This is a genomic window from Bacillus sp. FSL K6-1218 (genome assembly GCF_038006445.1).
Classification (GTDB): Bacteria; Bacillota; Bacilli; order Bacillales; family Bacillaceae_G; genus Bacillus_A; species Bacillus_A thuringiensis_S.
The window spans coordinates 5,236,918-5,258,137 of the sequence record NZ_JBBOVE010000001.1; the positions used below are offsets into that span (position 1 = coordinate 5,236,918).

Here is a 21,220-nt window from a genome sequence, read left to right on the forward strand (position 1 = left end):
TACATATAAGGAGGCTATGCCCATGAATATACAAGCAAAAGTAGACTGGATTGGTACGCCAAAACCGTACATATATAAAGATGAAGTAACATATAACGCTACTTCTATTGATTTCTCACTCGCTGGCGATGATAATCGCTATAAGCTAATTGTGCTCAAGTCTGAAAACAATACACATTACAAAATTGTGCAATATGGAATAAAACCAGGATCTCAAAAGCCATTTCCTATCGACATTCCATTTGAAAAAAACATGTTGCCAATTATAGAGCAAATATTACATGATCCCTATGTACAAGCGATATTAAAGGAAACGCACTCATAATTGTAAAAAAATATATCAACGATTTTCCGAATATATCTATCATAAATCGCAATATATCAACGGTTCGACACGAAATATCGATTTAGCTACAAAAAAGAAGCTGTTCAAATATTGAACAGCTTCTCTCATATTAACGAGTTGGACCAGATACATCTTCTGATTTCAACGTATTATTTGCACCAAGAGAATGATACAACATCTTTCCATTTCCATTCACAGTTACAATATGTTCGTTATTAAAACTTTTGAACTTCACAGATCCATCACCGTAACGAATATGGTACTCTTCATATGTCGTTACTTTATATTTCGTATCACTTTGACGCTCTACATTACGAACATCCATCGTTAATAAGTCTTCTGTAATTCCTTTTTTATTTAAATATTGTAGATAATCACGATCTTCTTTATAAGATTTCCCACTCTTATCATAATCACTTTCAATCAAGCTAAAATCATTTAACGAAATGGCACGTACATTATTATAAATGTGATTTCTTACAAAGTCTCCAACGGCCGAACTCGAAGTTTCTTTCGGGAATCTTAAGTAATATGTACTTTGATCTCCCACTTTAACGCTTTCTGATTTAATTAAGCCAAACTCAGCATTTTTCTCTAAATGCACTTCTACCGTTTCATCTGTTGGTACAGGACCAAGTTTATAACTTCCGCGGCTTAACTTCCCACGCTTCTTACCATTCACAACTACATTTGCATCATTTTCATCAGAGGAAATTGTTACATAATTGCCTTCTAATGATAAATTCACATCTACCTTCGCACTTTTTTCATCTGCTAAATCTACTTCTTTTTCTGTTTCTAACTCAGTTAACTCTGACTTTGCTTTTGCCTTTACAACGTAAGAACCCGGAAAATATGGACCAATTTCTTTTGAAGTTTTGTCATTAGACAATTCTACTTCTTTCTTATCATTCACATATATTTCTGCATTCTTCGCAGTTGTACTTACATTCATATAATAAGATTTCATGCTAAATTTATACTTCGGATATAAAAACCATTCTTTTCCGTCTTCTATAATTTGTCCATCTTTAAACGATGCTTTATCACTTGCTAGTTTTTGATCCACTGTCTCTCTTTGTAAATAAGACAGCAGCTCTTTATTATATGAAGGGTTGTCTTTTAAATAACGGATATACGCCTTAATATCCTCTGCCTTAATCTTTAAGCTCGGATCATCTACCTTTACAAACTCATCAATTGCATTCGCATCTTTCTTTTGAAACGCCTCAATCATAACGTTTACTTGTTTTTCCTTTGAAAACTTGCTTGCACCAAATTTATATGCTCCGAACAATATAGCAAAAATAACGAGAAAACCTAGCAGTAAAAATATGTTCTTCTTACTTTTCACCGGCTTTGTTTCCCGTTGTATTTCTGAACGAGAAGAAGCTGTTTGATCAGCGATTTCTTCTATCTTACTTCCACACTCTGGACAAAAATTTAAATGGTCTGCAACTTTTTCACTACATATTCCACAAAACTTCAAGCGATTCTCCCCCTTATTTTTTTACCAACTTCATCCCAGCAAACACTAATACGTAAGAAAGAATAAAGCTACCTACTATTAAATACATTGTGCTACTTTGAATCGATAATAGCGGACCAGAAATCCCCGTAAATTCCTTCATAATTTCCTTACTACCTGAAGCTTCGATTTGGATTTTTGCTAATCCATTTACACAAAGCATCATCACAGTATAAACCGCACTAAACATCGCAATCGTTACATATATATTTTTCATTGGATATTGAGCTAATTTCATTCCAGCTCTAAATAGTAAGATACATGGTATTAAAATTAATAAACCCCACCAATGCATGTAGGAATTGAAATCATCCATATATTTAATTTCTTTAACAGAAGCACCATTAGCAATTGCCACATCTTTTAAAGACGTACCATTTAATGATATGCCTGATGTATATGATAAATGTAAGGGCCCTTTTCCTCCTGGATAGTTCTGTATTTCTTTCTCCATGTTCGCCCATTCAATTGCAGTTGGAGCAAAGTGAGCCATGTTCCACATATACGGTGTTGCTTCTAATGAAATTAATGCTTTATATGTTTTCTCAGGGAAATCAATTGGTCCCATTGATTTTGAACTACTAAATAAAATCGTAATAAGTATAATACCAAATGTAATGATTAATCCTTTTAAAACAGTTACTACACTATAATAAATAGATGCTGCATATGGAACACTTTGACTAATTGCGGAAAGCATACGATGTGGTCCCGCTGCAATACTCATGCCAATAAAGCTAAATAATAAACCAAATATAATACCGTACAACAAACTAATAATATGAGAATAACTAACATTAATTGTCATTGTTTCATAGAATTGAGAAATCGTCGTAGAAGAACTTGCTACAAAACTTATAACACATAAGAAAATTCCATATACAATACCGATAATACATGCTGTTACTAGCTTCTCACGCCAAACAATAGACGGGTTTTTTTTCTCTACAAAAAAGCCAATTCCACCTAATATAAGTGCTGGAATAGTTAATAAAATGAACAATGGGACATGAAGAATAAATGACATTATGTATGTACCACTTCCACTGACTTCAAGACCCACTAAATGATACATTAAAATTAATGGCGCTATGCCAATGAAAGATTGATTAATAGTAGTCATATCCAGCATACCGTTCGTATTTGTAACCATCGTTCTCATTAAATCATTCATCGCTGCATCGATAATTAAACTACTAATCCAGCCAGCCAAAAACATGCATATAATTGCCAGACCACCACCAAGTAAGCCTTTTTTCAAAGCAATTCCAGATGAACCCACATTTAGTTGTAAACCCTGGTCTGGTAATTTCGTTTTCATTTCTTTTTTCGTAATACCTACTAGTAAGGAATCGCCGCATTTCTCACAATATGTAGCAGTTTCTTTACTTTCCACTCCACAAGTTCGGCAATATTTTGAGTCTTTAGGCGCTAATATAATATGACTCGCTACACCACCTGTACTAGACCCATCATGCGTACAATAATTTGATACATCAGACTGTTCTAAACCACAAGTTTTACAATACATGTTCCTCACTCCTTACTTTGCTTCATACCACAAACTGGACAGAATATAGCTTCTGTTGCGATTTGTTCACTACATGAAGAACATGATTCATTTTCAACATTGTTTGTTTGAAGGAGTAACTCATTTTCTTTCCCGCACTGTCCACAAAATTTATCATTTAATGATAATGAGCCACCACAGCTACACTGCCCTTTCTGACCTTGATTCTGCAAATTAGCAATTTGCTTACGCATGTTATAAATAGCAATATCAAGCTCTTGTACCGGTTCTACAATTCCTTTCAATACCTCTATTCGAACTTCATCATTGCGCAGTTGCATATATGTAGTTTGACCAAGCTCCAACAAAATTTCAGTTTTCACTTGTAACTTCTCCTGCGTAATTTTCTTTAGTTGTGCAACCTCTTGTGCAACTTGCAACTTCATCTTTCCTTGCTCAATTCCCTCTTGCAACTTGTTCATACCATTACCAAACTTCGCTTGTAAATCTGACACAACTTCCCCTCCTATAAATATATAGTAATATACGAAATTAACATTTTATATATTACCATGATTTTCAAGTTATGTAATCCAAATTTCATTTTTTCTGTTTTGAGCATTTTTTGTTTATAATGGTAAAGGAAAGAAATATGTGTACGGAGGAATATTATGCTGCAACACTCAATTACGAAAGATGAAATTATGATGATTGCGAATGAGTTCGTTCAAGGACTAGATCCACAGCAAACAGCTGATCAGGAACATGTCGCTACAGCTCGGCACCTATATCGTAGTGGTGTTGTCTACAATGTTGACTTTGATGGTTATACACTATCAGGAACTGTAGATGCGGAAGGCAACGTATATAGCGTTCATATTCCGATTCGTAACGTCGCTGAAAGTTATTGTGATTGCTTCGCACCAACACAATGTGAGCATATGCTTGCTGTATTACTATCTGCAGCGTCTAGTTTCGGGCAAGTAGGAGATGTATTAACTTTATTTAAAAATAATACGAAACCTTCCCTTCCTCCTATTCGAACTGCAAGACAAGTATTGCAATCATCAGCTTTTGAAGAAACCGATTATAAAAGTTGGCAATCGTATTTTGAAAAAGAATATGAATCATTTAAAAAAGAACAAGCTCGGCTTACTTATAAACAAATGTATTTTCTTATGAGTATCTTTACAGATTTCTATACGAAACTTGAGCGGAAAGCTCCGCGTGTCATTGCGATACATGAATTATTCAGGTTACACGCAGCACTGTACTGCTTTCAAAAGTTATTAGAAGAAATTCAGGCATTCGACGCAAACAAAACGTATTCTTATCACCAACCTGTTAATGTCATTCGCCTATTTGTAGACAAAGTGGAATCCATCGTTCGGGACTTACAATCAGAAGCGATTCCTTCAGAGTCTGAAATAATTTTACAAGAAACAGCTCGTCTCGTTCATGAAGTATTCTTCTCTACCGACACTTATACGCAAGAGCGATTTTTCATTTATCGTCACATATGGAGTGAACTTTTAAACAATAAAGAGAAAATACAAGAAGAAGAAAAACGAATCGATACGAAAATCAATCCACTATCCAAAGCGTTAGCGTCTTCCCATCTTCTCTTTTTGAATGACGAAGATCTACTAGCGATGGACTTACTAAAAAAACAGCCTGCTTCTGTTGTGAGTCTATACTTCTATTGGTTAGAAGAACTATTAAGTGCCATGCATTGGGATCGTGCAAAAAACTGGCTTTCCTTTACGTATAAACAAGTAAAGAAAACGATCCAAGATCACGAAAATACGATTTTCATAAAAGATGTCGTTCGGCTATTTGTAATCATGTATGAAACATATGCAACACATACAAATGAACAAGCTGGTTTCGAAATGATCTTACAAGAACTATTACCGTATAGTTTCACAAACTATGAACAGTACGTACTCGCGAAAAAACAGTATCGTACATGGGCAGAGCTTCATCTCCTATATGGATTTGAAGCAATTGAGCTGTTGAAAGAGCCACTGAAAGATATTGAAAAAGAAGCGCCAGAAGTGGCACTTCCTCTTTACCATCTTGCTGCTGTAGAGGCGATTGAAGAACGAAATCGTAAATCATATAAACGCGCAGTTCGTTACTTAAAGAAATTACGTACATTGTATAAACGATTAAAACGCACCGATGAATGGGATGCTTTCATTATTCACATCGCCAATCTCCATTCACGTCTGCGTGCACTACAAGAGGAATTACGGAAAGGAAAATTAATCGATGATCAATCAAACTGAAGTAACAATTAGGCTCCAGCATGTTAGTCAAGGTTGGTTCCTTTGGGGAGAAGATGACAGCGGTACTCCATTATCCGTAACAAGTTGGAAACGAAATGCATTCACATGGCACTCCACTTCTTTCTACGGTACTTCTCTAAAAGAAGCAACCTTCGAAGGAAAACAAGGTGTGCTACTAACAAATGCACAAGCCTTTGAATACATTGCAAACAAACCAATGAATTCATTTGCACATATGCAAATAAACGGACCTATTACAGCACTTACGAAAGATGCAAATGAATTATGGGACGCCTTTACAAGTGGTAGCTTCGTACCAGATATGACTCATTGGCCTAAACAACCATCTTGGAAAGTTCAAAATACACCAATTGAAGATGACACATTAGCATCTCTTTTCTCAGCAGCAGTTAATGAAAGCATATTACAAGATAATCGCTCGAATGACGGCTGGGAAGATGCCAAAAGGCTATATGAACATTACGACTTTACGAAAAGACAATTGGAAACAGCACTACATGAAGAAGATTGGCTTCGAAAAATTGGTTATATTGAAGATGATCTTCCGTTTACAATCGGACTAAGACTACAAGAACCACAAGAAGAATTTGAAATGTGGAAGCTTGAAACAATTGTGACACCAAAGCGCGGAGCTCATCGCATATATGTATATGAAAACATCGATTCCTTACCGAAAAGATGGCACGATTACGAAGAACGGATTACAGAAACACAAGAAGGTTTTAGTAAGCTCATACCGTGGTTAAAAGAAGGAGATACATTCCGAAATGAGCTCTTTGAAACAGAAGCTTGGAACTTCTTAACAGATGCAAGCAACGAATTACTTGCAGCCGGCATTACAATTTTACTACCATCATGGTGGCAAAATTTAAAAGCAACAAAACCGAAATTACGTGTCCAGTTGAAGCAAAATACAGCACAAACACAATCGTTCTTCGGTATGAATACGCTCGTTAATTTTGACTGGCGCATTTCGACGAACGGCATTGATTTATCAGAAAGCGAATTTTTCGAGCTCGTTGAACAAAACAAACGTCTATTTAATATAAACGGTCAATGGATGCGACTAGATCCAGCCTTTATCGAAGAAGTAAGGAAACTCATGAACCGTGCCGATAAATACGGACTAGAGATGAAAGATGTCCTGCAGCAACATTTATCAAATACGGCTGAAACAGAAATTGTAGAAGATGATAGTCCGTTTACTGATATTGAAATCGAACTAGATGGATATTATGAGGAACTATTCCAAAAGCTGCTTCATATTGGAGATATTCCAAAGGTAGATGTCCCTACTTCACTAAACGCAACACTTCGTCCCTATCAACAACACGGTATTGAATGGTTATTATATTTACGAAAGCTTGGATTTGGAGCATTGCTAGCTGACGATATGGGACTCGGGAAAAGTATTCAAACAATCTCTTACTTACTATATATAAAAGAAAACAATCTCAAAACAGGCCCTGCATTAATCGTAGCGCCGACATCTGTTCTTGGAAATTGGCAAAAGGAATTTGAGCGTTTCGCACCGAATTTACGTGTCCAATTACATTACGGAAGTAATAGAGAGAAGGGCAATTCATTTGAAGATTTCCTTCAATCAGCAGATGTTGTATTAACATCTTATGCATTGGCTCAACTCGATGAGGAAGAACTGACTTCATTATGCTGGGATGCTGTTATTTTGGATGAAGCACAAAATATTAAGAACCCACATACGAAACAGTCGAAAGCAGTACGAAACTTGCAAGCAAATCACAAAATCGCTTTAACTGGTACACCAATGGAAAATCGCCTCGCTGAACTTTGGTCCATTTTCGACTTTATTAATCATGGATATCTCGGAAGCTTAGGACAATTCCAACGCCGCTTCGTCACACCGATTGAAAAAGATCGTGATGAAGGAAAAATCCAGCAAGTTCAACGGTTTATCTCACCATTTTTACTGCGCCGAACGAAGAAAGATCAAACAGTTGCATTAAATTTACCAGATAAACAAGAACAAAAAGCTTACTGTCCTCTTACTGGTGAACAAGCTTCCTTATATGAACAACTTGTTCAAGATACACTGCAAAATGTAGAAGGATTAAGCGGAATTGAAAGACGCGGCTTTATATTACTTATGTTGAACAAGCTAAAACAAATTTGTAATCATCCTGCTCTTTATTTAAAAGAAGAAGAACCACAAAATGTCGTTGAACGCTCTATGAAAACAAAAACGTTAATGGAGCTCATCGAAAATATAAAAGATCAAAATGAAAGTTGCCTCATCTTCACTCAATACATCGGCATGGGAAACATGCTAAAACGTGTGCTAGAAGAACAATTTGGCCAGCGTGTCCTCTTCTTAAACGGTAGTGTACCGAAAAAAGATCGTGACAAGATGATTGAGGAGTTCCAAAACGGAACGTATGACATTTTCATCTTATCCTTAAAAGCCGGCGGAACAGGATTAAACTTAACTGCTGCCAACCATGTCATTCACTACGATCGTTGGTGGAATCCAGCTGTGGAAAATCAAGCAACAGACCGCGCATATCGCATTGGTCAAAAAAGATTTGTTCATGTTCACAAACTCATTACTACAGGAACATTAGAAGAAAAAATTGATGAAATGCTAGAAAGAAAACAATCTCTAAACAATGCGGTCATCACAAGCGATAGCTGGATGACTGAACTATCAACAGACGAACTAAAAGAATTACTTGGTGTATAAAGTGAAACTTGAATCAGGCCGGTTACGGGGAGTTTTACTACCCGCAAAAAAGCGCTAATCTCGAAATGAGATTAGCGCTTTTTTCTATTCCAAAACCAATTACTTATTATAATTCCCGTTAATCCGCCGCACGTATCAAGCAATGAATCTTGCCACATTGGTGTACGGTCACCCGTATACCATTGGTGAATCTCATCAAATGTTGCATAACCTGCAACGAAAAGAAGGGCATATATAAAACATCTTTTCCTCGAATGACCTGATCGATGAAAAGCGTAATAAATCAATGAACCTAGCATAAAGAACACCATAAAATGAGCACCTTTACGAAGGAAAAACTCAATAAATCCGCCTACACCTTTATTCGCAATACTAACAGGGGTTCCTCCACCATAATCGATAGATACCCATGAAAAATGCTCTTTTACAAATTCAACATTTACATATTGTTCAATATCTGAACGCATATCCTGCTTTTTATATGGTTGTGCCGAAGAATAGAAAATCAGCCCCATCCATAGTAATACAGGAATCCAAAATAACCATTTACGATTCATTATCCAGAATTCTCCTCTCTTAATCTTTTAAGGGTACCAAAAAAAAGAAAAAATTTCACGCCAAAACATGACATTTGCACCCTATTTATAAAATGAAAGGAGGTGATACACATGGCAATTGAAACAATCGTAATGGATTTAACTTTACGTCTTGTCTTAAGCAACGGATTAGATAAGAACGGCAAAACAGTTTTCAAGAGCAAACAATTTAAACGTGTTAAAACAAATGCGAGCTTAGATCAAGTACACAACGTAGCTCATGCTCTTGCTTCCTTACAGGCATCACCACTTCATTCTGTGCAACTTGTAAGCACATCAGATCTTTCTAAACTATAAAGTAAAACTTCAGATCAGTGGGGATTTTATTCATCCCCGCTGATTATTAGCCCGCAATTTAGCCGGCAGACCCGAATCCCGTAAATAGCGGGATAAATACAAAGGAGGGAATAACACATGCAAGTACTAGAGTTGATTTTCGCAAAAGAAGATGGAAAAACAGTCGTTTTTTCTATCGATATGCCCATCACACCAATTGATGCACAAGTCGTAAATCAAGTAATGGATACAATCCTTGCCTCATCTGTATTTTCATCCATTGATGAAAATACAAGAAAAAAGGGAGCTCGCCTTGTAGAAAAAAATGTATCTGAAATTCCAATTACTCTATAAAATAAAAAAGACGAATCTGCATCATTTTGCAGATTCGTCTTTTTTCTTCGGCATTTCAATCGGAATAAAAATCTTTGAAAAACCGACGCATACATACTTATAATGTTCTTCACCTATATCAAACTCAGTCGTATATGTTGAGAAGAATATATAATCATTTCGCTTCGTATAATGATCAATTAATAACCCAACTTGTGGCTCAACATACTTTTTCGCTAACTTTTTACCGGCCGATGCCAAGTCGCCAAGGAGACCCTCTTCATTCTCTTTTTGAACTTCATCTAGCTTCTTACTCACATCATTACGCTTCATAAACTGCTTCGCTGCCCATTCTGTATATTCTCCTTTACTCGGATTACTGTTTGCTAAATATACTAGGAGAATGACAACTAAAGCCATAATAATATACTTTTTCTTCATACTATATCACCGCCTACTCTTTTCTATTTTCATATATATGTACAAGCGATGCAAATTAGAAAGACTATCACCTATTGATTGTAAACGAATAAACAAGATTTACAATACAAAACAAAATATTAACACTTAATTTACTTATTCCGTATATAATTATATTCGAAATATTAATTTTATAAGGGAGGACTTAAAATCATGAATGATGAAAATAACATTATTATTTCTAGTTCTACTATGATGCTTGTTCCATACAATCACCCTTATTACCGTACAAAAATTATTGACAGTAGCGGAAATGATCTTTGTTCCTGCCAAACCGCACTACAACTCATTAAGAAATCTTGCTTAACCCAGATTCATTCTACTTATCAAGGCAGGCGTAATGCAGTCCAAACAAATTTTAGATTCAAACAAAACGTTCCAATTCCAATTAATCATCGGGAATACATTTGTACTTTTCCAACAGAATCTCCTTCATCTCCAAACTGTATATGGCTATTTTATAACCACATACATGATATAGAGTTTTGCCAAAAGATTAAAGAGGCTAAAATACATTTTTCAAATGGCACTACTACAACAATATCTATTAGTCCCCATAAATTGCAGCAACAATTATTAAAAGCTGGATACATACTATCTCGTATGAACATGCAAGATTCACTACAATTTAAAAACCCCTTGTTGCATTTACTACATTAAACTAACAAGTAGAATGGAAAGCAACATCTCTTGCCTTCCATTCTTATATTAATATTTATCCCCTTACACTATCTCGCATTTTCTCGAGTGCTTGCCGATACATCCATCTTACTTGATAATATGTCATTTCCGTCTCTAAAGCGATTTCCCCCATCGTCTTTCCTACAAAAAAGCGTTCAAAAATAATATACTTCTCCTTCTCATCTAGCACGCTCATAAAATCCTTCACTTTCATTTCAACATCTTCAAAATGAAAGATATCCTCATACTCTCCTACACATACACACCTTTCTTGCACTGTGAACTCTTTCTTCAATCTCTCTAATATATAACCTCGCACCGTTACAACTGCATATGCAGGGAAACACCCCTTCTTTGCATCAAACCTTTCATACGCATGCCAAAGACCAATTAAACCACATTGATAATACTCTTCATAATCTTTACGAATACCTAATTTCTTTATTTGATTTACAATCATCCCTTCATACAAAACAACTGCCTCTTTAAAAGTCGCTGGCTTCACACAGTACCCGTTTCTAAAAGGTATACCTTTCTAGTATTCCGCGGTACCTTCACAATATAAAAATAAAGAAAAGATTTCACTGTGAGTAATTTCAAATACTACCGACGGAATTTGAAATTACACTATGTAGAATTTGAAATTTTGTTGGTGGTATTTGAAGTAAGGGTAAAAATAAAAAAGGTGACTCCTTTGAAGAGTCACCTTTTCTATTTTATTTCCTTATTGGAACATACCTTGTAAAGCACCCATTCCGAGAGTTAAAACAAAGAAAACAATAGTAATAATTGTTGCCTGCTTTTTAGTTAAACCTGCTGTAATTTGAAGACCTAGCCATGTAACTGCATATCCCCAAATTGTAAACACTTCAAATTTACTTACAATACCTTTTACAACACCACTACTTGAAGCAAAAATCGGTTCTAGACCAGTGTACATTTCTTGACCCGATCCACCTAAGATATATGCTAAAATCGTATTTATTAATAAACCCAGTAATGAAATAACACTTGAATATACAGTAATCGCTAATAATTTTTTATAAGAAGTATCATTGCTTATAAACACCATTAACACTTTATACACCACAGCACTAAGTAGAAAGACGAATGCCATACTAATAGCAATTATCCCAAATCCCATACCATATGTCATTGCAGCTGAAACAGTAACACCTAATTCTTTATTAAGCTCAATTGCTTCAGGTGTTAGAGAATATACATAAGCAGCAAATCCACCAACAAGCCCAGCTATTAAAACGAGTAGCCAAAATGCACCCCAAACTGCATTACTCGTCTTCATTCTCTCAAACTGCTCACCTGGAGAAGTAATCATTCCGAATAATGATGGCTTTTTTGAAACTACATCTTGCGTATTAATATTTGCTTCCATTATAACGCCTCCTTCTATTTATATAACCCGTTCTAGTGGGCGGTTCACTTCCTCACGCAAGAGGCTACGAACCGCCCACTAGAACGGTAATGTGTAGTTCTACTACACTATTAATTACTCATAACGCAATGCTTCAATTGGATCTAATTTCGCAGCTTTATTTGCTGGAATTAATCCGAAAATAATACCGAGTGTCATCGAGAACAGTACGCCTCCAACGACAACTTCCCATGAAACGAGTGGTGGCCATTTTGCGAATGTAGAAACGATATATGCTCCGCCATACCCAAGACCAATTCCGATCAAACCACCTAGAAGTGTTAACATAACTGCTTCAATTAAAAACTGTAATAAAATTTTACTACGCGTTGCTCCAAGTGCTTTACGTACACCAATTTCACGCGTACGCTCCGTTACAGATACAAGCATGATGTTCATAACACCGATACCACCAACGACTAATGAAATACCAGCGATACCACCGATGATCATCGTCATAATGTTAGTAACTTTAGAAACATTTTCTTGGAATTCTTTTAAATTAACCAGTTCATATTTACCCGGAATTTCACTTGGCTTACGACTATTTAATACATCAACAGCTTGTTTCCCTGCTGCTTCTAAATCGTCTACATTTTTAGCTTGAATTGCGATACTTTGAATTTCATCTGTTCCGTATAAAACAGGCCATAACGTAAGAGGGATTAACGCTTCTTCCATTTCAAATCCCATAAATTCATTATCAGATGTATACACACCGACAATTTGCATCGGTTGTCCTTTCATCTCAATAATTTGTCCTACTGGATTTACGCCCTTAAATAACGTCTCTTCTGTTTTTGTACTAATCATCACAACGTTATTTGCATGAGAAATATCTGATTCATTTAAAGTACGTCCCTTTACGACCTTTACTTTATTAACCGCAAAATATTCATTATCAAGACCAATAACATTCAAATTTGCTTTTTTATCATTTACATCAAGCACCTCTGAATTCTGGTTTGTCGTAATAACATGTGAAACATCTTTCACTTGTTTTACTTCCAAAATATCCTCTTCCGTTAACTTCGGCATTTCAAATCCACCTATAGCAAACTCATCATTAATATCTGGTTTAAATTGAATTGGCATAAGGTTATTACCACCAGAACCTGCGAATTTCGACTTCAGCATCGCTTCCCCGCCTTGCCCGATTGCAACGACCGTAATAATCGAACCTACCCCGATAATAATACCGAGCATCGTAAGAGCAGAACGCAATTTATGAGCTAAAATAGAAGATAGGGCAATTTTTATACTATCTAGTAAACTCATACCGCACACCTTCTATCTTCTGTAACTTTCCCGTCTCGCAGTACAATGCGGCGGGAAGAATACGCTGCTACTTCCTCTTCATGCGTAACCATAACAATTGTTGTACCTTCTGCATTAAGCTTCGTGAAAATATCCATAACTTGCTCACCAGACTTCGTATCAAGTGCACCAGTCGGTTCATCGGCCATAATGAACGTTGGGTTATTCGCAATCGCTCTTGCAATCGCTACACGCTGCTTCTGTCCACCTGATAACTCATTCGGTAAATGATGCACGCGATCTGCCAATCCAACTTTACCTAACGCCTCCAAAGCACGCTTGCGACGCTCCGCTTTCTTCACACCACCATATACGAGCGGAAGCTCAACATTTTCCACCGCGGAAAGACGAGGCAGTAAATTAAAGTGCTGGAATACAAATCCAATATATTCATTACGAATTAAAGCAAGCTTTGACTCGTCTGCTGTTAAGATATTCACGTCATTCAGCACATATTCGCCTTCTGTTGGACGGTCTAAACAACCGATAATATTCATAAGCGTTGACTTACCAGAACCGGATGGCCCCATAATAGAAACGAACTCACCGCTCTGAATCGTTAAACTAATACCATGCAAAATCGGCACCGCCAATTTTCCTTGATAATACGTTTTAGCAATATTATTTAACGTAATCATTTCTCTTTCACTTCCATTCCGTCATACACATCGTCGGAAGGATTTTTAACCACCTTTTGCCCCACTGTTACGCCTTCTACAACCTCTGTCCAGTCTCCATCAGTAGAACCTTTTTTCACATTTTGTTTACGAAGCTTCCCTTTTTCCTCAACATAAACAAATGCATCATCGCCTTTTTCTACAATGCTTTTACTTGGAACAGCAATCATCGTCTTATTCTCTAAGTTTACTTGCAGAGAAACGTGGTAACCTGGAGATAAACCGTCTTGGCTATCAAGGCTTGCTTTATATGTATACTGAGACATATTTTGAGTTGCTTCACCCACGCCGCCAGCTTGCGCCATCTCTGCGCTCGTTGGGAACTCACTTACCTCTGTAATCTTACCTGTCCACTTCTTCTTGCTATTTGCTTTTGCAGTTACAGTGAATGTTTGATCCTTTTGAATTTGTGACTTCTGAAGCTCAGTTAACGTACCTTGAACTTGGAATGGATCTTTAGAAGCTACTTGTAAAAACGCTTTTCCTTGACCACCTAACGCTTGAGATGAACTTTGTGCCGCATCTTTATCTAACTTTTGAACAACACCTGCGAAATTACTATAAATCGTAAGCTCTTTCTGCTTCTTACTTAACTCTTCTTTCTGCAACTTTCCTTTTTCTTTCTCAAGATCAGTTGTCTTTTGAGCAATTTCCAGCTCACTTACTTGCTCGTCCATCGGATCCGTTACTTCTTTCCCAGCTCCGCTATCTTTCGCCTTCTTAATTTCTTTCTTTAGCGAATCAATCTTCTTTTTCCCTTGATCATAACGCATATCCGCCATCTTCTGATCAAGCTCAGCTTGCTTCATTTGAAGATTAATCTCTTCATTATCATAAGAGAACAACTTCGTGCCTTTCTCTACCTCTTGCCCTTCTTTTACCTCAATATCTTTCACTTTCCCTTTGGCCGGATCTGCATAGAAGCTTTCAATATTACCAGGCTTCACCTGACCAGAAATTAACTTCGTATTATTCAGCTTACGCTCTGTCACTTTCTCAAAACTTACAGCATCAGCATTTGTTGATGCACCCTTCTTCTTCCCTTGCATAACAAAAATATTAATTGCCGCTACAATAACAATTAGTGCAATAACCCCAATAATAATCCATTTCTTCTTCTTGTTTGGAGTACGAACCGTATTTGGTAACATATTCTCGCTCCCTTTTATAACTTAATAGTTTAATATAAAAATTGTATAAAACTTTCTGAAAATAGATTACATATTATTACATTATTTTTACAAAGTTTTACACATCCATTTATATTGTAACAAAAATTCCAATGATTAGAAATATGACATTATATCTTTTAAGATAGATTTAAGGAAAGGAAAAAGGGCAATTTTAATTGAATGGAAGCCATTCTTTATTAACAAATTTCTTGCCAAGATGAATCATTAAAATCATTTTCCTAATTGCACCATCACTATTTTGTCATATATATTTGACATTTCATCTATTCAATTATAAAATGTCACATATAAATGACATTTCGGTACACGGGGTCTACAACAATCAATGGGAGGGTTATATTTGAATAACGTTAAAAAATATCGAAAATCTGAAGGGCTATCGCAACTAGAGTTAGCTAAAAAAGTTAATGTGGCGAGACAGACAATAAATTTAATTGAAAACAATAAATATAACCCTTCTTTAGCCTTATGTATCGAATTAGCAAAAGCACTAAAAACAGATTTAAATAGTCTATTTTGGGAGGGAGATTAAATGATGAAAATTGAATGGAAAGAAAGAGTTTATAATAGTTTTGTTGGAACACTGAGTGAGAGAGATGAATATCAAAAACAAGAAATTAATAAAGAGTTATCTGTAGCTGGAATTGGCTTGTGGTGGTTAAATATGTTGGTAATGCTTATTATGTTACTTGTTGATACTATGAATCACACAATATCTATAGGGACAATATTTATTTTTCTATCTAATATGATTTACGCTAATTACTTAGCCTTTAAATTCAAGAAAAAAGGTTTAAGTGATACTGAATGTGCAACAAAAGAAGAATATTTACAACTCAAGAAAAAATTAAGAAAAGCTGGCTTAAAAGCAGGTGTGCTTTGGGGCTTTCAAATGTTTGTTTTTATGAATTATATCCTTCCCTATGTAGGCTCAGAAGAAATCTCTATTTCTTTATTTAAGGTTGTAATTTTCATCTGTGGCGGCGGATTTTTCGGTCTAACTATGTACGTAATTGGTTTATTAAATCTAAAAAAATTATATTAATTAACAAAAATCATTTATATATTAAACTGCAATTTTACATACTGTTTGTTTTTTCTAATATAAAAGCTATCCAATCACACACAATTGGATAGCTTTTTCAAACAAAATATTACGCTACTTTAGGATCTTTTCTCTCATGTCCACGTTGAACAATAAATAAGAAAATTGTTGATAAAACCGCACCTGTTAATAGTAAGATGAAACAACCATCCCAGCCAGAACGATCGACAATAACACCAATTGCTGCGTTAGCTACAAGACTTCCGCCTACATAACCGAATAAACCACACATACCAACTGTCGTACCTACTGCAAATTTCGGTACTAATTCCATCGCACTTAAACCGATTAAGAACTGTGGTACATAAATTAAACAACCGATAATAGAAACTGCAATACTTACAACAAGTACGCTAGTTGCTTGCCAATATATAAACGTACCAATAACAACGCCAACCATACTAATAATACATAATGGCATACGTTTTCCTTTAAATAATTTATCACTTAAAAAACCAACGATTAATGAACTTGGAATTGCCATACCTTCAAAGATTGCATATGCCGCATGCGCTTCTGCTTTTGAAAATCCTTTAACTGTCGTTAAATAAAGTGGTACCCAGTTAATAACACCGAAACGAATTAAATAAACAAAAGCATTCGCAATACATAAGAACCATACAAATTTATTTTTCACTACATACTTCATTAAAATTTCTTTTGGTGACATCTTGTTAGCATTATCTGCTTTTTCAAGATTTTCATAGTCATTACGATACTCATCAATTGGAGGAAGACCTTCAGATTCTGGTGTATCCTTCGCATTAATCCAAACAAGAACTGAAATTACCATTGCGATAATTGCAGGGAAAATAAACACGCCGCCTTGCCAATGGTTTTCACCAAAAATACCTACACCAATTCCGACAAGTGGTGGCACAAGCATTCCACCAACGTTATGTGAAATATTCCAAAGACCTGTTTTCGTACCACGTTCTTTCTTTGAGAACCATTTCGTCATAACAATACTACAAGGTGGTGCTCCCATACCTTGTACAATACCGTTAACAACAAGTAATGTAACAATCATCCCAAATGATGATGCAAAGCCAAAACAAATATTTACAAGCCCTGATAAGAATAAACCGACTGCGATAAAGCGCTGGGCAAAAGCTTTATCTGATAAATTCCCCATAAAGAACTTACTAAATCCATAAACAATTGCCATTACTGAACCTAGTAGACCAATTTCAGCTGTACTAAAACCATATTCTTGTACTAAGTACGTACTTGATAACGTAAAGTTACTACGAACTAAATAATAAGCAGCATATCCAACTGAAATCCCGATTAACACACGAATACGCAGTAATCGATATACACGGTCGATCATATCCGCTGGCAATCTTTCAATTGCAGGTGCTGGCTTGAGCCATTTAAACATATATTTTCGTCTCCTTTTCTCACTTCAGAGAGAGACGCTGTCTATTCCATATCTCGATTATTCCGCTATTTGATATATTTTGGTTCGTCCTTCTAACCGGCTGTCCTTCTATTTCTTTCTCATTCTTCGCAAACATCGTTGGTACGCCAAACGACACTTTTTCTAAAATGTGACCCGCTTCTTCTGATAAACAATAATCAATAAATAAATCCGCAATAATACCACTCGGTGCACGTTTTAGTTTAGAAATCGCATTAACGGATAACCCTGTTTGCTCAGGTTCGTTACTTAAAATAGGAAAGCCTTGTTTTTGAAGCATTCTCTGATCTCCCATAAAGTTGATGCCTATCATATATTCACCGCTCGCAACAAGTTCTGCTGGGATGTAACCATTTACTGTTACTTCTCCAACTTGTTCTGCCAGATTTTTCACATATTCCTTCGCTTCCTCTTCACCTAACGTATCAATAAGTGACTGGAAAAACGTATATGCTGTACCTGAAACATTTGGATCGGGCATGACAATCTTTCCTTTATATACTGGATTCAATAAATCTTTCCATCTTAACGGATACGAGAGACCGAGCGGCGCTATTTCCTCGTTCCACCGCTCTTTATTAATCGCAATTGCCAGCTTCTCCACTTCATAACCGTACCAATAACCATCTTTATCTTTAACAGTTTTTGAAATACGATTTGCATGTTGGCTTATCACAGGAATAGAAAGATTTTTTTGCTTCATCATTTGATGCGCATCTACTGTACCGCCAATAATAATATCCGCCTTCGGATTTCCAGCTTCTTCTTCCACTCTACGAAGAAGTTCTTCTGTTGAAAGACGAATAAATTCATACGTACATCCGCGTGGCTTACAAAATGATGAAAGTAACGCTTCACCAACTTCCTCACGAGCCGCTACATACGCAACAATATGACGATCATCCAAAATAGGGAGACCATTTTTACTATATTTAATAGAGGTTGTATCTCGAGAGCAACTAGACATCGCTCCTCCAATTACTAGCAAAAAGAAGAAAAAGGCTATCTTTCTCATGACGCATTCTCCTTTACGAATAACTCTGCTAGAGAGCCTTTCATATACATGACATTCCCGTTATTATCACCGAGATATTGCACAACAAAGTACGATGGATACACAGAAATCGTAAGAATATCTTCACGATCATTCTTTACACGCTTACCTGTTTTATAAGCTGTAATATAAGCAATCGGTTCATTCTGCGATTGTAATAACTTCTGAATTTCTCCGTAATCTGTAATTTGCTTTGCGTACCGAATAGAATCAAGTATGTGCGTAAGATTGATAGTACGTACCACATCGCCTTGACGTACTACGATATCCTTTGCCGAAGCAAAGAAATCACTAATACGCTCTGGCGTGTAATACAGGCTTAATAAATACGTTTGAAGTGCTGAAATCATCGGATCCATGCCATTCTTTCCGTATACATTTTCCCCATACTGGAACAAGTCACCTACTGCAAAAGTACGCTTATGTCCATTCAAGTACGTTACTTCTCCAGTAAATACTTGTTCTTGGCTCTTAACGTCCTCAGGTTCTATTCGAATTCGGTCAAAGAATGAAACAATCGTATGCAAACGAACTTCATCCGTTACAACAATTTCTCCCCACTTTTCATGTCTTACTTTCACTTCAATTGGAAGAGATTCATTCACCCTTTGTAAAACGGCTTGTTTATCATTTACAATGTTGATTCGATTATAGATTTGCTTCTCCATAACATAAAACAAAACAAGAGAAACAATCATACAAATGACAAACATAAGAATTTGAAATGATAGCCTTTTCATTTCTGCCTACCTCCAAGATAAAAAAACGTTGTTTCGAAAATACCGCATAATTGTTTCATAAATGTATCATTTAACCGCTTTCAAGTTTTTTATGTCTTCCATCCTTCTCGGAAGCAAAAATGTAATGAATATTGTAGTACCTATTTCTTCACTACTCTCAATCCGCATGCTTCCGCCCTGCTTATTCATAATCTCCTGACAAATATACAAACCATAACCATTCCCGTAACTAGAAGGAAGTGCCTTTCCTTTCGAAGACTCATTCCACTCTGCAAGCACCACTTCGTCTATACCGATCCCATCATCATGAACAAAAACCTTTGCCTCATGCTCATTTACAATTACATTCATACGAATGTGCGAAGCATCACTATACTTAATTGCATTATCAAGCACATTTAAGAAAATTTGCTTCGTCTTATCAAAATCCGCAACAACATGTACATCCGTTAACTCATTTATCACTTCAATTTCAAATTGATTTAGACGAGGTTTCACAATTGAAACAGCTTCTTCTGCCAATTCCTTTATGTTCACAACTGTAGGTGACACTTCAAACGTACTCTTCCCATATTTCGAAGACTTAAGCAGTTCCTCTACAAGTGATAATAAACGCTCACTTTCCACAGCCACATAACGAAGACTTTCCTGTACATCTTCTTTCGACTGTAACTTTGGAATTAAATCAACATAACCGATAATTGCCGTTAGCGGTGTTTTTAATTCATGCGTAATGCGGTCTAGGAAATCTTTCTGCTTCTCTTTCTCCTCCTGCAATTGCTTAATATGCAGCTCAATTCCATCGGCCATCGCATTAAAAGATGCTGAAAGCTGAGCAATTTCCACGTACTCATTTAACTCAATCTTACTCTTATAATCACCATTCGCGAGCCGCTGTGCCATTTGTCTCAACTGATCAATTGGTTTATGAAGAGACTTCGCCAAACGAATCGCAAAGAAAATACCGGTAGCTACTAAACAAAGAGATGTCATTAAGAACGTCCAGCTCACATTTGTTAAAACTTCCTTCTCGCCCGTTAACTCATTTATAAAACGAATACTTCCAATGACATCGTTTCCATAATAAACCGGGCTTGAAAACAAAAGAATGGGAGCGGGATCCGCCTCCTCAAAAACATAAGACTTCTTTCCCTTCAAAGAACTCTCAATGTCGATGTTACGGTGAAGCAATGCCCCTTTTTGTGTATCTGCAACAACATCGCCATTCTTCCCGATCATCTGCACACGGACATCCATACGCTTCGCTAAATAGGACGCAATTAAAAGTGAATTAGGACCAAGCGTATCCACTTCTGCTTCCTTCTCTAAATAATTCATCGTATAAATTTGTGCTTCTACACTTAACTTTTCTAAAGAATCTGCTGCGTTATGATACATATTCTTTTCTAACGTAATATAAACAACTGCATATAAAAGAACAAAAATCGGAATTAACAGCCCAACTATTCCAAACACCATATTTCGCTTTAAAGACATA

General features: G+C 36.2%; 22 protein-coding genes. 8 read left to right on the plus strand and 14 right to left on the minus strand.

Features of this window, described 5'->3' with window-relative positions:
* Positions 1 to 22 precede the first annotated feature (22 nt).
* Entirely contained in the window at positions 23 to 325 is a 303-nt protein-coding gene (locus MHI26_RS26940) for a DUF3910 family protein (protein ID WP_001025273.1), read from the plus strand.
* 130 nt (positions 326 to 455) lie between these two features.
* Here the strand turns inward: MHI26_RS26940 and MHI26_RS26945 are convergent, their stop codons facing one another.
* From MHI26_RS26945 to MHI26_RS26955, 3 genes are read right to left on the minus strand one after another with little or no spacing between them, the layout of a single operon-like run.
* Positions 456 to 1,835 carry a zinc ribbon domain-containing protein gene (locus MHI26_RS26945; protein ID WP_061667804.1) on the minus strand — a complete coding sequence of 460 codons (1,380 nt, stop codon included), beginning with the start codon at positions 1,833 to 1,835 and terminating at the stop codon, positions 456 to 458.
* 13 nt (positions 1,836 to 1,848) lie between these two features.
* Positions 1,849 to 3,405, minus strand: a complete 1,557-nt coding sequence (locus MHI26_RS26950) for a zinc ribbon domain-containing protein (RefSeq protein WP_061667805.1) — start codon at positions 3,403 to 3,405, stop codon at positions 1,849 to 1,851.
* 5 nt (positions 3,406 to 3,410) lie between these two features.
* Positions 3,411 to 3,899 (minus strand): zinc ribbon domain-containing protein, encoded by a 489-nt coding sequence (locus MHI26_RS26955; RefSeq protein ID WP_001281739.1) that lies wholly within the window; start codon positions 3,897 to 3,899, stop codon positions 3,411 to 3,413.
* Positions 3,900 to 4,055: 156 nt separating this feature from the next.
* Between MHI26_RS26955 and MHI26_RS26960 the strand changes: the two genes are divergently transcribed.
* On the plus strand, positions 4,056 to 5,675 hold the full coding sequence (locus MHI26_RS26960; RefSeq protein ID WP_061667806.1) for an SWIM zinc finger family protein: 1,620 nt from the start codon (positions 4,056 to 4,058) through the stop codon (positions 5,673 to 5,675).
* Entirely contained in the window at positions 5,659 to 8,415 is a 2,757-nt protein-coding gene (locus MHI26_RS26965; RefSeq protein ID WP_061667807.1) for a DEAD/DEAH box helicase, read from the plus strand. Before MHI26_RS26960 ends, MHI26_RS26965 begins: the two co-directional genes overlap by 17 nt.
* Positions 8,416 to 8,486: 71 nt before the next feature.
* On the opposite strand, the gene MHI26_RS26970 is transcribed toward MHI26_RS26965, so the two are convergent.
* Complete coding sequence (locus tag MHI26_RS26970; protein ID WP_001080707.1) at positions 8,487 to 8,972, minus strand: VanZ family protein; 486 nt, start codon at positions 8,970 to 8,972, stop codon at positions 8,487 to 8,489.
* 111 nt (positions 8,973 to 9,083) lie between these two features.
* Here MHI26_RS26970 and MHI26_RS26975 point away from each other — a divergent pair, with 111 nt between their 5' ends.
* Positions 9,084 to 9,308: a DUF1659 domain-containing protein gene (locus MHI26_RS26975; RefSeq protein WP_000963863.1), complete on the plus strand. Its 225-nt coding sequence runs from the start codon at positions 9,084 to 9,086 to the stop codon at positions 9,306 to 9,308.
* A gap of 117 nt (positions 9,309 to 9,425) precedes the next feature.
* Positions 9,426 to 9,641 (plus strand): DUF2922 domain-containing protein, encoded by a 216-nt coding sequence (locus MHI26_RS26980; RefSeq protein ID WP_001197588.1) that lies wholly within the window; start codon positions 9,426 to 9,428, stop codon positions 9,639 to 9,641.
* 21 nt (positions 9,642 to 9,662) lie between these two features.
* Here the strand turns inward: MHI26_RS26980 and MHI26_RS26985 are convergent, their stop codons facing one another.
* On the minus strand, positions 9,663 to 10,061 hold the full coding sequence (locus tag MHI26_RS26985) for a DUF4359 domain-containing protein (RefSeq protein WP_000731400.1): 399 nt from the start codon (positions 10,059 to 10,061) through the stop codon (positions 9,663 to 9,665).
* A 192-nt stretch (positions 10,062 to 10,253) separates the two neighbouring features.
* On the opposite strand from MHI26_RS26985, the gene MHI26_RS26990 reads away from it, so the two are divergent.
* Positions 10,254 to 10,760 carry a competence protein ComK gene (locus tag MHI26_RS26990; protein WP_000997457.1) on the plus strand — a complete coding sequence of 169 codons (507 nt, stop codon included), beginning with the start codon at positions 10,254 to 10,256 and terminating at the stop codon, positions 10,758 to 10,760.
* Positions 10,761 to 10,815: 55 nt separating this feature from the next.
* On the opposite strand, the gene MHI26_RS26995 is transcribed toward MHI26_RS26990, so the two are convergent.
* The 5 genes from MHI26_RS26995 to MHI26_RS27015 form a co-directional block, all read right to left on the minus strand.
* Complete coding sequence (locus MHI26_RS26995; RefSeq protein ID WP_003308200.1) at positions 10,816 to 11,286, minus strand: sigma-70 family RNA polymerase sigma factor; 471 nt, start codon at positions 11,284 to 11,286, stop codon at positions 10,816 to 10,818.
* A 219-nt stretch (positions 11,287 to 11,505) separates the two neighbouring features.
* Complete coding sequence (locus MHI26_RS27000) at positions 11,506 to 12,174, minus strand: Yip1 family protein (protein WP_061667808.1); 669 nt, start codon at positions 12,172 to 12,174, stop codon at positions 11,506 to 11,508.
* Between the two features lie 114 nt (positions 12,175 to 12,288).
* Positions 12,289 to 13,491 carry an ABC transporter permease gene (locus MHI26_RS27005; RefSeq protein ID WP_000054363.1) on the minus strand — a complete coding sequence of 401 codons (1,203 nt, stop codon included), beginning with the start codon at positions 13,489 to 13,491 and terminating at the stop codon, positions 12,289 to 12,291.
* Entirely contained in the window at positions 13,488 to 14,168 is a 681-nt protein-coding gene (locus tag MHI26_RS27010; protein ID WP_000631630.1) for an ABC transporter ATP-binding protein, read from the minus strand. The genes MHI26_RS27005 and MHI26_RS27010 overlap by 4 nt, the downstream gene beginning before the upstream one ends.
* Positions 14,165 to 15,358 carry an efflux RND transporter periplasmic adaptor subunit gene (locus MHI26_RS27015; RefSeq protein WP_061667809.1) on the minus strand — a complete coding sequence of 398 codons (1,194 nt, stop codon included), beginning with the start codon at positions 15,356 to 15,358 and terminating at the stop codon, positions 14,165 to 14,167. Before MHI26_RS27015 ends, MHI26_RS27010 begins: the two co-directional genes overlap by 4 nt.
* A gap of 382 nt (positions 15,359 to 15,740) precedes the next feature.
* Here MHI26_RS27015 and MHI26_RS27020 point away from each other — a divergent pair, with 382 nt between their 5' ends.
* Together MHI26_RS27020 and MHI26_RS27025 are read left to right on the plus strand one after the other, a co-directional pair.
* Positions 15,741 to 15,932 carry a helix-turn-helix transcriptional regulator gene (locus MHI26_RS27020; RefSeq protein WP_001067005.1) on the plus strand — a complete coding sequence of 64 codons (192 nt, stop codon included), beginning with the start codon at positions 15,741 to 15,743 and terminating at the stop codon, positions 15,930 to 15,932.
* The gene (locus tag MHI26_RS27025; RefSeq protein ID WP_000975593.1) at positions 15,933 to 16,445 is read left to right on the plus strand and encodes a DUF3278 domain-containing protein; all 513 of its coding nucleotides are present in this window, start codon (positions 15,933 to 15,935) and stop codon (positions 16,443 to 16,445) included.
* Between the two features lie 109 nt (positions 16,446 to 16,554).
* Here the strand turns inward: MHI26_RS27025 and MHI26_RS27030 are convergent, their stop codons facing one another.
* The 4 genes from MHI26_RS27030 to MHI26_RS27045 form a co-directional block, all read right to left on the minus strand.
* Positions 16,555 to 17,889 carry an MFS transporter gene (locus MHI26_RS27030; RefSeq protein WP_000477603.1) on the minus strand — a complete coding sequence of 445 codons (1,335 nt, stop codon included), beginning with the start codon at positions 17,887 to 17,889 and terminating at the stop codon, positions 16,555 to 16,557.
* A 19-nt stretch (positions 17,890 to 17,908) separates the two neighbouring features.
* Positions 17,909 to 18,943, minus strand: coding sequence for an ABC transporter substrate-binding protein (locus MHI26_RS27035; RefSeq protein WP_001225641.1), 1,035 nt, complete (start codon positions 18,941 to 18,943; stop codon positions 17,909 to 17,911).
* Entirely contained in the window at positions 18,940 to 19,722 is a 783-nt protein-coding gene (locus MHI26_RS27040) for a DUF3919 family protein (RefSeq protein WP_000826613.1), read from the minus strand. Before MHI26_RS27040 ends, MHI26_RS27035 begins: the two co-directional genes overlap by 4 nt.
* Positions 19,723 to 19,788: 66 nt before the next feature.
* Positions 19,789 to 21,219, minus strand: coding sequence for a HAMP domain-containing sensor histidine kinase (locus tag MHI26_RS27045; protein ID WP_061667810.1), 1,431 nt, complete (start codon positions 21,217 to 21,219; stop codon positions 19,789 to 19,791).
* Between the last annotated feature and the right edge of the window lies 1 nt (position 21,220).

Coding starts and splice junctions, on each gene's coding strand:
- MHI26_RS27045 (WP_061667810.1), bottom strand. CDS start 21,219: ATGTCTTTAAAGCGAAATATGGTGTTTGGAATAGTTGGGCTGTTAATT.
- MHI26_RS27035 (WP_001225641.1), bottom strand. CDS start 18,943: ATGAGAAAGATAGCCTTTTTCTTCTTTTTGCTAGTAATTGGAGGAGCG.
- MHI26_RS27010 (WP_000631630.1), bottom strand. CDS start 14,168: ATGATTACGTTAAATAATATTGCTAAAACGTATTATCAAGGAAAATTG.
- MHI26_RS26965 (WP_061667807.1), top strand. CDS start 5,659: ATGATCAATCAAACTGAAGTAACAATTAGGCTCCAGCATGTTAGTCAA.
- MHI26_RS26990 (WP_000997457.1), top strand. CDS start 10,254: ATGAATGATGAAAATAACATTATTATTTCTAGTTCTACTATGATGCTT.
- MHI26_RS26950 (WP_061667805.1), bottom strand. CDS start 3,405: ATGTATTGTAAAACTTGTGGTTTAGAACAGTCTGATGTATCAAATTAT.
- MHI26_RS27000 (WP_061667808.1), bottom strand. CDS start 12,174: ATGGAAGCAAATATTAATACGCAAGATGTAGTTTCAAAAAAGCCATCA.
- MHI26_RS26970 (WP_001080707.1), bottom strand. CDS start 8,972: ATGAATCGTAAATGGTTATTTTGGATTCCTGTATTACTATGGATGGGG.
- MHI26_RS26980 (WP_001197588.1), top strand. CDS start 9,426: ATGCAAGTACTAGAGTTGATTTTCGCAAAAGAAGATGGAAAAACAGTC.
- MHI26_RS26960 (WP_061667806.1), top strand. CDS start 4,056: ATGCTGCAACACTCAATTACGAAAGATGAAATTATGATGATTGCGAAT.
- MHI26_RS27040 (WP_000826613.1), bottom strand. CDS start 19,722: ATGAAAAGGCTATCATTTCAAATTCTTATGTTTGTCATTTGTATGATT.
- MHI26_RS27005 (WP_000054363.1), bottom strand. CDS start 13,491: ATGAGTTTACTAGATAGTATAAAAATTGCCCTATCTTCTATTTTAGCT.
- MHI26_RS27015 (WP_061667809.1), bottom strand. CDS start 15,358: ATGTTACCAAATACGGTTCGTACTCCAAACAAGAAGAAGAAATGGATT.
- MHI26_RS27030 (WP_000477603.1), bottom strand. CDS start 17,889: ATGTTTAAATGGCTCAAGCCAGCACCTGCAATTGAAAGATTGCCAGCG.
- MHI26_RS26940 (WP_001025273.1), top strand. CDS start 23: ATGAATATACAAGCAAAAGTAGACTGGATTGGTACGCCAAAACCGTAC.
- MHI26_RS26985 (WP_000731400.1), bottom strand. CDS start 10,061: ATGAAGAAAAAGTATATTATTATGGCTTTAGTTGTCATTCTCCTAGTA.
- MHI26_RS26975 (WP_000963863.1), top strand. CDS start 9,084: ATGGCAATTGAAACAATCGTAATGGATTTAACTTTACGTCTTGTCTTA.
- MHI26_RS27025 (WP_000975593.1), top strand. CDS start 15,933: ATGATGAAAATTGAATGGAAAGAAAGAGTTTATAATAGTTTTGTTGGA.